General features: G+C 71.3%; 10 protein-coding genes. 6 read left to right on the top strand and 4 right to left on the bottom strand.

The annotated features are described in order from the left end of the window. Nucleotides 1–35 precede the first annotated feature (35 nt). Complete coding sequence (locus ACWPN5_RS29700) at nucleotides 36–650, bottom strand: glutathione S-transferase family protein (RefSeq protein WP_137118433.1); 615 nt, start codon at nucleotides 648–650, stop codon at nucleotides 36–38. Between the two features lie 266 nt (nucleotides 651–916). Here ACWPN5_RS29700 and ACWPN5_RS29695 point away from each other — a divergent pair, with 266 nt between their 5' ends. The 3 genes from ACWPN5_RS29695 to ACWPN5_RS29685 all read left to right on the top strand — a co-directional run bounded on the left by ACWPN5_RS29695 (nucleotide 917) and on the right by ACWPN5_RS29685 (nucleotide 4,068). After that, on the top strand, nucleotides 917–1,600 hold the full coding sequence (locus ACWPN5_RS29695; RefSeq protein ID WP_492299092.1) for a GntR family transcriptional regulator: 684 nt from the start codon (nucleotides 917–919) through the stop codon (nucleotides 1,598–1,600). A gap of 95 nt (nucleotides 1,601–1,695) precedes the next feature. After that, nucleotides 1,696–2,745: a phosphotransferase gene (locus ACWPN5_RS29690; RefSeq protein ID WP_492299091.1), complete on the top strand. Its 1,050-nt coding sequence runs from the start codon at nucleotides 1,696–1,698 to the stop codon at nucleotides 2,743–2,745. Between the two features lie 6 nt (nucleotides 2,746–2,751). Then, nucleotides 2,752–4,068 (top strand): aspartate aminotransferase family protein, encoded by a 1,317-nt coding sequence (locus ACWPN5_RS29685; protein ID WP_200478690.1) that lies wholly within the window; start codon nucleotides 2,752–2,754, stop codon nucleotides 4,066–4,068. Between the two features lie 55 nt (nucleotides 4,069–4,123). Here the strand turns inward: ACWPN5_RS29685 and ACWPN5_RS29680 are convergent, their stop codons facing one another. Further along, nucleotides 4,124–4,744 carry a pentapeptide repeat-containing protein gene (locus ACWPN5_RS29680; RefSeq protein ID WP_145683600.1) on the bottom strand — a complete coding sequence of 207 codons (621 nt, stop codon included), beginning with the start codon at nucleotides 4,742–4,744 and terminating at the stop codon, nucleotides 4,124–4,126. 98 nt (nucleotides 4,745–4,842) lie between these two features. Beyond that, on the bottom strand, nucleotides 4,843–6,753 hold the full coding sequence (locus ACWPN5_RS29675) for a methanol/ethanol family PQQ-dependent dehydrogenase (RefSeq protein ID WP_492299089.1): 1,911 nt from the start codon (nucleotides 6,751–6,753) through the stop codon (nucleotides 4,843–4,845). Between the two features lie 314 nt (nucleotides 6,754–7,067). Here ACWPN5_RS29675 and ACWPN5_RS29670 point away from each other — a divergent pair, with 314 nt between their 5' ends. Both ACWPN5_RS29670 and ACWPN5_RS29665 read left to right on the top strand, forming a co-directional pair. Continuing rightward, complete coding sequence (locus ACWPN5_RS29670) at nucleotides 7,068–8,444, top strand: ATP-binding protein (RefSeq protein ID WP_492299087.1); 1,377 nt, start codon at nucleotides 7,068–7,070, stop codon at nucleotides 8,442–8,444. Further along, nucleotides 8,441–9,088: a response regulator gene (locus ACWPN5_RS29665; protein WP_492299085.1), complete on the top strand. Its 648-nt coding sequence runs from the start codon at nucleotides 8,441–8,443 to the stop codon at nucleotides 9,086–9,088. Before ACWPN5_RS29670 ends, ACWPN5_RS29665 begins: the two co-directional genes overlap by 4 nt. A gap of 60 nt (nucleotides 9,089–9,148) precedes the next feature. Here the strand turns inward: ACWPN5_RS29665 and ACWPN5_RS29660 are convergent, their stop codons facing one another. Then, a complete protein-coding gene (locus tag ACWPN5_RS29660) occupies nucleotides 9,149–11,212 on the bottom strand; it encodes a methyl-accepting chemotaxis protein (protein WP_492299083.1) in 2,064 nt (687 codons plus the stop codon). Nucleotides 11,213–11,510: 298 nt separating this feature from the next. Between ACWPN5_RS29660 and ACWPN5_RS29655 the strand changes: the two genes are divergently transcribed. Continuing rightward, on the top strand, nucleotides 11,511–12,479 hold the full coding sequence (locus ACWPN5_RS29655; RefSeq protein WP_200478099.1) for a helix-turn-helix domain-containing protein: 969 nt from the start codon (nucleotides 11,511–11,513) through the stop codon (nucleotides 12,477–12,479). The last annotated feature ends 81 nt before the right edge of the window (nucleotides 12,480–12,560 follow it).

Here is a 12,560-nt window from a genome sequence, read left to right as displayed (position 1 = left end):
GAAGCGGGCGCGCCGGCGCGCGCCCAGGCGGCGCGTCAGGCGGCGGTGAGCCCCGCCGGGGTCTGGGCGAAGGGGACGAAGCCCGGCAGTGCCTCGACCCGGCGGAGGAAGGCGTTGACCGCCGGATAGCCCGACAGATCGACGTTGCCCTCCGGGGCGCGGGCGACGTAGCTGTAGATGGCGACGTCGGCGATCGTCGGCTGGACGCCGACCAGCCAGTCGCGGCCGGACAGGTGGCTGTCGAGCCGCTTCAGCAGGGTGTGGGCGCGGCCGATGACCTCATCGGGGTTGAAGCCGGCGCCGAACACCGTGACCAGCCGCGCCGCCGCCGGGCCGTAGGCAACCTCGCCGGCCGCGACCGACAGCCAGCGTTGGACGGCCGCCGCGTTCCGCGCGTCCTCGGGCAGCCAGTCGCTGCGGCCGGCCTTCTTCGCCAGATAGACCAGGATGGCGTTCGAGTCCGAGACGACCACGCCGTCGTCCTCCAGCACGGGCACCTGACCGAACGGGTTCAGCGCCAGGAATTCGGGAGTCTTGTGCGCGCCCGCCTTCAGGTCGACCTCGACCAACTCATGCGGCAATCCGAGCAGGGAGACGAACAGACGGGCGCGGTGCGCATGGCCCGACAGCGGGTGATGATAGAGCTTCATGGCTGACTCCTGCGATGCCGGCCGGGACCATCCCGATCCGCACACCGAGAGTGCGCCTGTCAGCCGATCATCGGAATGACCCGGTTTGGCAGTTCATCATTACAGCCAGCGCAATAATGCCGGTTGGGGTGGGGCGTTCGGCGGGAGTGCGTTGGAGGTTTCCCTCTCCCCTCTGGGGAGAGGGTTAGGAGTTGACCTGCGCCCGCCTCCACGGCATTATGATGCATCATACATCAGATGACCGGCAACGGCGGGAAGGGCGGAGGATGAGCAGTTTTGATCTCACCCTTCTCGAACACGACAATCTCGGCGGCACGATTTACCAGAAATTGTGCGAGGCCCTGATGAAGGGCGCCTTCAAGCCGAACGACCGCCTCAAGATCCGCGATCTGGCCGACCGGCTGGGGACGAGCGTCACGCCGGTGCGCGACGCCATCCTGCGGCTGGTGCAGGATCAGGCCCTGGTGCTGCGCTCGCCGCGCGACATCCGCGTCCCGATGCTGACCCGGGCCACCTACCTGGAGATCCGCGACATCCGCGTCAATCTGGAAGGGCTGGCCGCCGCGCGGGCCGCCGAACAGGCCACGCCCGCCCAGATCGAAGCCCTGGAATCGCTGCTCAGGCGCAACGAGGAGGCGATGGCCGCCAGCAACACCGCGCTGGCCACCGAACTCAACCAGATCTTCCATTTCACGGTGTCCGAGATCGCGGACATGCCGGTGCTCGGCGACATTCTGCGGCGGCTCTGGCTGCAGATGGGGCCGTTGATCGCCGACGTCTACGGCGGCGCCGGGCGCACGATGATCGACCATCACTACCCGCTGATGGACGCCATCCGCAGCCACGACGGACCAGCCGCCGCCCGCGCCATCCAGGCCGACATCCTGTTGGCCAGCGGTCCGATCCTGGAGAGGATCGACGGCGTGTGTCCCGAGCCGCTCGCCGTCTGATTTCCCCGCCGATCCCATCCGCTTCCGCAGCCGATCCACCCGCCACCATGATGCATCAAACATTGACCGCTTCGAACCACGAGGAGACACCGGCGATGACACCGGCCCCGACCCAGGGTGACGTTCTGACCACCGCCGCGCCGGCAATCTCCATGGAGGAGGCCAGCGCCATCCTGCAGCGCTGGTTCGGCGTGGCCGGCACCGTCCGCGAACTGAGCAGCGAGCGCGACCGCAACTTCCACATCGCCACGCTGGATGGGCAGGGCTATGTGCTGAAGTTCACCAACCCGGCGGAGCCGCAACCCGTCACAAGCTTCCAGACCGGGGCCATGCAGCATGTGGCCGACCGCGACCCGACCTTGCCGGTGCCGCGGGTCGTGCCGACGCTGGACGGGGAGGCCCAGGCGATCGTCCACATCGACGGCAGCGCCATGGTGCTGCGGCTGCTGACCTATCTCGAAGGAACGCCGCTCCACGCAGCACCGCCCTCGCCGGGGCTGATGCGGGCGCTGGGAACGACGCTGGCCCGGCTGGATCGGGCGCTGGCCGACTACGAGCATCCCGGCTCGGAGCGGGACCTGCTGTGGGACATCACCCGCACCGCCAGCGTCGCCGACCGGCTGCATTATGTGGCGGACGAGCGGCGCCGCCGGATGGTCGAGCACTTCGTCGCCCGCTTCGCCGACGAGATCGCCCCCCGGCTGCCCGCCCTGCGCCACCAAGTCATCCACAACGACCTCAACCCCCACAACGCGGTGGTCGATCCGGTCGGGCACGAGGCGGTCACCGGGATCATCGACTTCGGCGACGCGCTGCGGGCGCCGCTGGTCAACGATCTGGCGACGGCGCTCGCCTACCACGTCACCACCGGCGAGACGCCCTTCGGCTCCGTGGTCGAGATGACCCGCGCCTACAACGCCGTGCTGCCGCTGACGGCGGACGAGGTGGACCTGCTGCCCGATCTGGTGGCCGGCCGCCTCGCCCTGACCATCGGAATCACCGGCTGGCGGGCGGCCGAGTACCCCGCCAACGCCGCCTACATCCTGCGCAACGCCGAACGCGCCTTCGCCGGCCTGGACCGGCTGACCGGCGACGAGGCCGCCACCGCGCGCCGCCTGCTCCATCTCGCCTGCCAGAAAGTGTGAACCGCCATGACCATGATCAACGCCTATGCGCCCGACTCCGCCGGTTCCCTGCCGGAGCGCGAGCGCGCCCTGATCGCCCGTCGCGAGAGGCTGCTCGGCCCGGCCTACCGGCTGTTCTACGCCGACCCGATCCATGTCGTGCGCGGGGAGGGCTCATCCCTCTATGACGCCGAGGGCAACCGCTATCTGGACGCCTACAACAACGTCGCCTCGGTCGGGCACTCGCGGCCGGAGGTGGTGGAGGCGATGGCCCGGCAGGCGGCCGTGCTGAACACCCACACGCGCTACCTGACCGACGGCATCCTCGACTTCGCCGAAGCCTTCCTGGCGGAGTTCCCGGCGGAGCTGTCGCACCTGATGCTGACCTGCACCGGCAGCGAGGCCAACGATCTGGCCCTGCGCGTCGCCCGCGTCCACACCGGCGGCACCGGCGTCGTCATCGCGCACAACGCCTACCACGGCGTGACCTCGGCGCTGGCCGAGATGTCGCCCTCGCTGGGCGCGGCGGTGAAGCTGGGCGACCATGTCCGCGTGGTGCCGGCGCCCGACGGCTACCGCATGCCGGAGGCCGAGGTCGGCGCCGCCTTCGCCCGCTCCGTCGAGGCGGCCATCGCCGACCTGCGGGAGAAGGGGATCGCCCCGGCGGCGCTGCTGGTCGACACCATCTTCTCCAGCAGCGGCGTCTTCACCGACCCGGCCGGCTTCCTCGCCCCGGCGGTCGAGGTGATGCGCAAGGCCGGCGGCATCTTCATCGCCGACGAGGTGCAGCCCGGCTTCGGACGGCTCGGCACGCACATGTGGGGTTTCGCGCGCCACGGGCTGGTGCCCGACATCGTGACGGTCGGCAAGCCGATGGGCAACGGCCACCCAGTGGCGGGCGCGGTGTTCCGGCCGGAGGTGATCGAGGCGTTCGGCAAGAGCCAGCGCTATTTCAACACCTTCGGCGGCAACCCGGTGTCCTGCGCGGTGGCGCTGGCGGTGCTGCGCGTGATCAAGGCGGACCGTTTGCAGGAGAACGCCCTGGCGGTCGGCACGCAGATGATCGACGGCCTGCGCGCGCTCGCCGCCAAGCACGAGCTGATCGGCGACGTGCGCGGCAGCGGTCTGTTCATCGGCGTCGAGATGGTGCGCGACCGCAAGCTCAAGACCCCGGCGTCGGAGGAGACGGCCCGCGTGGTCAACGGAATGCGCCAGCGCCGGGTGCTGATCAGCGCGACCGGCCAGGAAGGGCACATCCTGAAGATCCGCCCGCCGCTGGTCTTCTCGTCCGAGGACGCGACGCTGTTCCTCGCCACGCTCGACGAGGTGCTGACGGCGCTGTAACGGCGCCTTAAGCCGCGCGGCCCTGTTGATCCTCTTCCGCCCGCCGGCCTTCCCGTCACCAGTCGGTGGGGCAGGAGCGGCAGTCGGTCATCAGCGCATCCTGGAAGATGGCGAAGCGGATCTTCGCGCCTTCCAGGTTGGCCTGCGACAGGTTGGTGAGGGAGAGCTTGGCCTCCTGAAGGTTGGCGCCCTCCAGGTTGGCGCCGGTGAGGTCGGCCTTGTCGGCGCGCAGCGCCTCCAGATTGGCGGCGGTGAGGTCGGCCTGCCGCAGGTCGGCGCCGTTGGCGCGGGCGAATTCCAGGTTGGCGCCGCGCAGGCGGGCGCCGGACAGGCGTGTGCCCTGGAGGAAGGCGGTGCGCAGATCGGCGCCGTCGAGGATCGCCCCGCTGAGGTCGGCCCCGCGCAGATCGGTGTGGCGCAGGTCGGCCCGCATCAGGTTGGCACCGCGCAGGTCGGCGCCGGCCAGCGACAGGCCGCGCAGGTTGCGGTGGCGCAGGTCGATGCCGGGGCAGACCGCCTTAGCCGTCAGGACGCAGCCGGCGACCTCGGTGACGCGCTCCTCCTCGCCGCCGCCGAGGCTGGCGGTTTCAACCTCCGCCGCCAGCGGGGCGGTGAGCGGGCCGGACAGGGACAGCAGGGCGCACAGGGCGAAGGCGGGTCGGAAGAGGCGGTTCATGGGGAGAACTCCCATCGCTGCGATGCATGAAGACCGGGGCGGGGAAACGGGCCGGACCGCCCGCTTCCCCGTCCCGGCGGGCGGTCACTTAGCGGCGGTCACTTGGCGCTGGAGACCTTCACGTCGGCCAGCTTGAACACCCAGAAGGAGCCGCCCTGGGTCACGCGGGTGGTCAGGTCGGCGAGATCGCCGCCCCACAGCGGCACCGCGCCGCCGTAGCCGGTGGTGATGCCGACATACTGCACCCCGTCCAGCTCCCAGGTGACCGGGGAGGAGATGATGCCGGAGCCGGTCTGGAACTTCCAAAGCTCCGCCCCGGACTTGGCGTCGAACGCCTTGACGTAGCCGTCGCCGGTCCCGGTGAAGACCAGCCCGCCGGCGGTCGCCAGCGTGCCGGACCACAGCGGCAGCTCCTCCTTGTGCTCCCAGGCGATCTTGCCGGTCGTCGGGTCGATGGCGCGCAGGACGCCGACATGGTCCTCGAACATCTTGTGGATGCGGAAACCCATGCCGAGATAGGCGGAGCCGGGGTTGTAGCCGACATGCTCCGTCCAATAGTCCTCCTTCCAGTGGTTGGCGGCGATGTAGAACAGGCCGGTGTCCTCGCTGTAGGACATCGGGTTCCAGTTCTTGCCGCCGAGGAAGGGCGGGGAGACCTCGACCGCCTTGCCGCGCTTCTCGCCCTCGGCGGGGGGCGGCGGGCGCTGGCCCTCGACCTCGATGGGGCGGCCGGTCTTCAGGTCGATGCCCTTGGCCCAGGTGATGCCGTCGACGAAGGGGAAAGCCGCCAGCACGCTGTTCGGCTTGTTCGCCTCGCCGCCCGCCGTCGCCAGCTTCGTCCGGTCGGTGACGTAGAAGAAGCCGTTGCGGTCGGCGTGGGCGGTCGCCTTCACCGTCTTGCCCGACGCGTCCTTGTAGTCGAACAGCACCAGCTCGTTGTTGCCGGAGAAGTCCCAGGTGTCGTTGGGTGTGTGCTGGTAGAAGCCCTTCAGCTCGCCCGTGGTCGGATCGACGTAGGCCTGGCCGGAGGTGTAGAGGCTGTCGCCGGGCCAGCGCGCCCAGCCGTTCCACGGCGCCGGGTTGCCGGTGCCGATGACGATGGTGTTGGTCTCCACGTCGAAGGTGGCGCTCTGCCAGGGCGCGCCGCCGCCGTGGTTCCACGCTTCGACGAGCTGCCCGTCCTTATCGCGCGGCCAGGACGGCGCCTTGGCGTTGCCGGTGGGGGTGCTGTCCTTGCCGTCGAGCCGGCCCATGTGGCCCTCGACCAGCGGGCGCATCCAGATCTCCTCGCCGGTGTCGGGATCGCGGGCGAACAGGCGGCCGACCACGCCGAACTCGTCGCCCGACGAGCCGTGGATCAGCAGCATGCGCCCGGTCTTCTGGTCCTTCACGACGGTGGGCGCGCCGGTCATGGTGTAGCCGACCTTGTGGTCGGCGAACTTCTTGCGCCAGACGACCTTGCCGGTGTCCTTGTTCAGCGCGACGATGGAGGCGTCGAGCGTGCCGAAGAACACCTTGTCGCCGTAGATCGCCGACCCGCGGTTGACCACGTCGCAGCAGGGCCGGATGTCGTCGGGCAGGCGGTGGGCGTAGGTCCACAGCCGCTTGCCGGTGCGCGCGTCCAACGCGAACATCCGCGAATAGGAGGCGGTGACGTAGATCACCCCGTCATGGACCAGCGCCTGCGTCTCCTGCCCGCGCTGCTTCTCGTCGCCGAAGGAGAAGGACCAGGCGGGGACCAGCCGCGACACGCTGGTGGTGTCGATCTGCTTCAGCGGGCTGAAGCGCTTGCCTTCCACCCCCATGCCGTACATCAGCACGTCGCCGGCCGACTTGGCGTCGTTGGCGATGTCGTCCCAGGTGACGTTGGCGGCCTGGGCGTTTCCCCAGGCCGCCGGGGCGGTGGAAGCCAGGAAACCAGCCACCAGCGCGGTGACGATCCGGCGCCGGACTCGTCCGGCCCCGCTGTCCGCCTTGGTTTCCGGCTTGGTGTGCAAGGATGAAGTCATGCGTTTCCCCCCGTGAAAGGCCGAATTTTGCCGGGGCGGATCGTCCGCCCGATCCGCCCCGGCTCCGGCACCGCGTCTTACGCCCTGCATGTTCGTCTTGGCGCTTCTCCGGTTCCATTGGACGATACGGGGACGAAACTCTGGCAAGTCGGGCGTGACGGCATCCCGGATGGGACGGGAAAACATCCCGACGCTGCGGCAAAAGGCCGGCCGGCCGCCCTTCCTTGGTCGAAGGACGCATAGCGGGACGACCGGATGTTTCGTTAACATTCCGCCGATGGTCCTATTGGTTCTGTTGGAAGGATCGGACGGCGGTGTCGTTGCGGGTGCGCATGCTGGCCCTGATCGGGCTGTTCCTGGCTCTGCTGGCGGGGGCCGGTGCTGCGGTGATGATCGCCAACGCGCGCGACGCCGTCCGCGCGGAGATGGCCTCCGCCCTTGATCTCGGCGTCGCGGTGGGGCGGGCGGAGGCCGGGCGGGGAGCGGTTCCGGACGCCGTCGCGGCGCTCGACCGGCTGGGCCTGCGCCATCTGCGCTTCGTCGTGGGCGACGCGCCTCCCGAACCCGCCGATGAGGGCGAGCCCGGCCACCCCTCGGTCCCCGGCTGGTTCAGGGCGCTCGTCGGTGTGGCGCCGCAGGCCCAGGCGCTGAGCGGGGCCGATGGGCGCGTCCTGCTGACCGTGGTCGCCGAACCGCAGGACGAGGTGGCCGAGGTCTGGGAGGACATGCGGGACCTCGCCCTGGCGATGCTGCTGGTCGGGCTGCTGCTGCTGGGCGCGGCCTGGGTGGCGGTGGGGCGGGCGCTCGCCCCGCTCGCCCGCATTGAGGCGGCGGTGCGGCGCCTGCGCCAGGGTGTTTACGAACCCGGACCGCGCGACGGCCTCGCCGGCGGCGGCGTGCCGGAACTGGCCCGGCTGGGCACCGGCATCGCCGACTTGGCCGGGGAGCTGGCGGCGGCGGGGCGCGAGAACCGCCGGCTCGGCCAGCGGCTGATCGAGGCGCAGGACCGCGAGCGTCGCGACATCGCCCGCGAAATCCACGACGAGCTGGGGGCGGCGCTGTTCGCCATCAAGGTGGACGCCGGACGCATCCTGCGCCTGAGCGAGGAGCCGAAGCCGGAGGCGACCATCAGCGAGCGGGTGGAGATCGCCGGACGCGCCCGCGCCGTGCTGTCCATGGCCTCGGACGTGCACCGGCTGAGCCGGCGCATCCTGGTCCGCCTGCGCCCGTCCCTGCTCCACCAGCTGCCGTTGGGCGAGGCGCTGTCCGGGTTGATCGACGAGTGGGCGCGCCGGGAGCCGGCGGTGCGCTGGTCGCTGGACGTCGCCGGGGACGATGCGCCGGACGGAATCGACGGGCTGGACGAGGTGCTGCGCCTGACGGTCTTCCGGCTGGCTCAGGAATCGCTGGTCAACGCCCTCCGCCACGCCCGGCCGACCCGCGTGTCGGTCACCGTGCGGCGCCGGGCCGACCAAGTGGAGGTCGTGGTGACCGACGACGGGCCGGGGTTCGCGGAGGGGCAATCCGTGGAAACCAACGAGGGCGAGCGCGGTGGATTGGGCATCTCCGGCATGGCGGAGCGGGTGAGGGCGCTGGGCGGCACGCTGCGCATCGGATCGGACAGCGGGCAGGGCACCCGCGTCGCCGCCTGCCTTCCCTGTGCCCCGGCCGGGCTTGAGGGCGTGGCATGACCCCGACCATCCTCCTGGTGGACGACCATCCGGTGGTGCGCGCCGGCTGTCAGAGCCTGCTCGCCGAAGCCAGGCTCGGCCGCGTCGTCGAGGCCGCAGACGTGGCGGCGGCGCTGGCGCTGTGGCGTTCGGAGCGGCCGGACGTGGTCATCCTCGACCTCAACCTGCCGGGCGGCATCGGGGGAAGGGACGGCGGCGGGATGGAGGTTCTGCGGCTGATCCGGGCGGAGAGCCCGGCGGTGCCGGTGCTGATCTTCAGCATGCACGAGGACCCGGCCATCGCCGCGCGGGCGCTGAAGGCCGGGGCCAGGGGCTACGTCACCAAGAACGACGCGCCGGAGACGCTGGTGACGGCGGTGCGCTGCGTGCTGGCGGGCCGGGTCCATCTCGACCACGCGCTGGCCCGCGAACTGGCGTTGATGGCGCTGGCCCCGGCCGACGACCCGCTGGCGGTGCTGACCCCGCGCGAGCGGGAGATTCTGGCGCTGGTGGGGCGCGGCCTGACCGCGGCGGCCATCGCCGAGGCGCTGGGCATCAGCCAGAAGACCGTCGCCAACGCCTGCACCCAGATCAAGGACAAGCTGGGCGCCGACAGCACGCGCGCCCTGATCCGCATCGCCATCGACCACGGGCTGGCCGCCTGACGGCTTGCGCATCTCCAGCGCCTCACGGCGGGTTGCTCCCCGCTACTCACGCCTCGCTGCTCACGCCTTGTGGACCCCGGCGATGAAATGGTCGATTTCGCGCGCCAGCGCCTTGGACTGGCCGGCCACCCCGGCGGCGGCGGCGAGGAGCTGGTCGGCGGCGGCGCCGGTGTCGCCCGCCCCGACCCGGATCTCGCCCATGCCGCCGCTGACCTCGCGGGCGCCGTCGGCGGCCTGCAGGACGCTGCGGGCAATGTCGCGGGTGGCGGCGGACTGCTGGTCCACCGCCGCCGCGATGCCGGACGCGATGCGGCTGACCTGCGCGATGGTCTGGCTGATTCCCCGCACCGCATCGACGGCATCGCCCGTCGCGTTGCGGATGCCGTTGATCTGGCCGACGATGTCCTCGGTCGCGCGGGCGGTCTGGTTGGCCAGGCTCTTGACCTCGCCGGCGACCACCGCGAAGCCCTTTCCGGCCTCGCCGGCGCGGGCCGCCTCGATGGTGGCGTTGAGCGCCAGCAGGTTGGTCTGGCCGGCGATGTCGCTGATCAGGCCGACGACGGCGCCGATCCGCTCCGCGCTGTCGGCCAGAACGGCGACGGCGGCGTCGGCGCGCTTCACGTCGGCCACCGCCGCCTCGGCGATGCGGGCGGACTCGCCCACCTGCTGCCCGATCTCCTCCACCGAGGCCGACAGCTCCTCGGTCGCGGCGGCGGCGGTCTGCACGTTGTCCGCGGCGGAATGGGCGGACAGCGTCATCCGCTCCGACCGCCCATGGGTCTGCTCGGCAATGCCGGTGAGCGCGCGGGCGGTGGATTCGAGCTGCTGCGCCGCCGACGCCAGCGCCCCGGTCAGGCCGCCCGCCCGCCCCTCGAACCCGCGCTGCAGGTCGAGCAGGGCGGCGGTCCGCGCCTCCCTGGCGCGCCATTCCGCCTCCTGCTGGAGGCCCAGGTCGCGGGCCTGCACCAGCCCCTGCTTGAACACCACGACGGCGCGGGCCATGGCGCCGGCCTCGTCCTTGCGGTCGGCGCCGGGGATGGCGGCGTCCAGATCGCCGGCGGCCAGCCGGTCCATGGCGGCGGTCAGCCCGGCGACCGGCCGGGCGATGCCGTCGCCCACCCGCCACGCCACCAGACCGCCGAGCAGGATGCAGCCCGCCCCGACCAGGATGGTCAGCAGGGTCAGCCGGTTGGCGTCGGCCATCACGCTGGACTGCGGCGCGGCGACCAGGAACGACCACGCGCCGTCGGCGCCGGTGAAGCGCACCGGCGACAGGCGCAGGTAATGTGGGGCACCGCCGAGCGTGACGACGCCGTCATAGGCCCGCCCCTCGGCGATGGCGCGGCGCGCCTCCGCCGGCAGGTCGTCGGCGGTCCGGGAGAGGCGGCCGGCGTCGGGATGGGCCACATAGACCCCGGAGCCGGTGAGCACCGCCGCGTGGCCGTCGCCGTAGGGCTTGACCCGGCGGACCAGATCGGTCAGGCCGCTCAGCGTCAGGTCGACGCCGGCGACGCCGATCACCCGGTCGCCGTCCTTCACCGGTGCGGCGGCGCTGGTCATCAGCGCCTTGGTCAGATCGTCCAGATAGGGTTCGGTCAGCACCGGCTTTCCCGCCGCGGCGGCGGACCGGTAATATTCTTTCTCCTTCACGTCGGCGAAGGGATAGCCCTCGCTGTCGTCGGCCTTGGGGCCGGGCAGCCACAGCAGGCTCATCCGCCCGGTGCCGGGCAGGCCCAGGATCTCGCCGGCGCGGTCCAGCCCGGCGACATCGCGGTCGCGGCCGTCGAACCCGTCGTCGGCCATGTCGACCCAGACCCCGGCGTAGAGCGGGCCGACCGCCATCAGGCGGTTGAGGTAGCGGTTGACGGTTTCCCGGCGGGGCGCGCCGGTGGAACGTTCGACCTCCACCAGCGCGGCGGCGGAGCGGGCGTCGGCCAGAGCGGCCGAGATGTCGGCGGCCACCCGCGCGCCGTGGTGGTCGGCGGTTTCGGCCACCAGGGTCGTGACCGCCCGCTCCGCCGCGTCGCGCGACAGGAGCAGGGAGACGGAAGTGACCGCCGCCGCCCCCACGGCCAGAACGGCGGTCATACCGATGATGATCTTGGTTCTGAAACGCCCCTTCATGCCCCCACCCTGTCCGAGCCGCCTCCCTGGATCGGGGGCGGTCGATCATCTTGGCACACCGGACGCGGAACGGCCACGTTCGGCAGGCCCCCGCCGCCGCTCAGGCGAACCAAACGGTGACATTTCCACGGGCGGGAGCGGAAACGCCGGGCGTTCGAGGGGGAACAACCGGTCCGGCCCGCCTCCGTGCGCCGGCACCCGGCCCGGTGGTCTCACCGGATTTGACGGCGCCTTGTGGCCCAATCCTTGCGTAATTCCGAGACCGAAACGGATTTCGGGCAACGAGGGAGCAGGCCGAATGTCGAGCCACGTGCAGTCCGGCATGGCGATGAAGGGGCGGGACCCGCAGACCGGTTTCCATGCCGCGCGCTACAGCGACGGCGAGATGGCGGCGATTGCCGAGCGCCAGGGTCTGCGGATGCCGCGGTCCATCGCGCAGCTCCACGGCGTGGCGTCGGCGGCCCGCGTCGATCAGAACGTCCGGCTGCTGACCCGCTCCCTCGTGCTCGGCGACCCGATGCTGGTTGCCGTTCAAAAAGGCTACAAGATCATTTCCACGCCATCCGGATGTCTGGAGGTGCACGCCGGCGAGGCCGTCCTGATCGAGGCGGGCGAGGCCATCGACGTGGAGAACGTCCCGGACGGCGACGGCCTCTACCAGGCGCATTGGATTGCCTTCGACAACCGCCTGCTGGCGGCCCTGGACGCCAGGGAAGGCGACGCCAGGGAGGGCGGTGGCGACCGCCGGACGGTGGCCAGCCCGGTGAACGCGCCGAATTCGGAGGTCCAGGAGGTGTTCCTGGACAGCGTGGAGCGTGCCTGCGAAGCGATCCTGAAGGAGTGCGTGGCGCCCGCCGCCGTGGGGCGGCCGCGCGTCATGGAACTGCTGGCCTGGGTGGAGGAGCTGTGCGGCTTCCTTCCGCGCCCCGCCCGCTGCTCGACGACCGGCCGGGTGCGCGCGCTGCTGACCGAGGATCTGGCGGCGCGCTGGACGACCGACCAGCTCGCCCGCCGCCTCGGCCTCAGCGAGGCGACCTTCCGCCGCCGGTTGGCCCAGGAGGGCACCTCGCTGTCGGTCCTGCTGACCGAGATGCGGATGGGGCAGGCGCTGCGGCTCCTCCAGTCCACCGACCTGCCGATCATCCAGGTCGCCTTCTCCGTCGGCTACGAAAGCCCGTCGAAGTTCGCCGGGCGCTTCCGCAGCCGCTTCGGCTTCCCGCCCTCCTCGCTGCGGCTGGCGGCGCCGCCCGCCGTCCCGGCGATGTGACGGCGCATCGGGAGGCGCGCGCCATTTTGAGCAGTCCGGCATCGGGTTTGATCGGCTCGGGACAGCGGGGGGAGGGGAGTG

The organism is Azospirillum sp. UENF 211521 (assembly GCF_058780535.1).
Note: the sequence above shows the minus strand (reverse complement) of the source record. Positions and strands in the feature narration are given on the sequence as shown.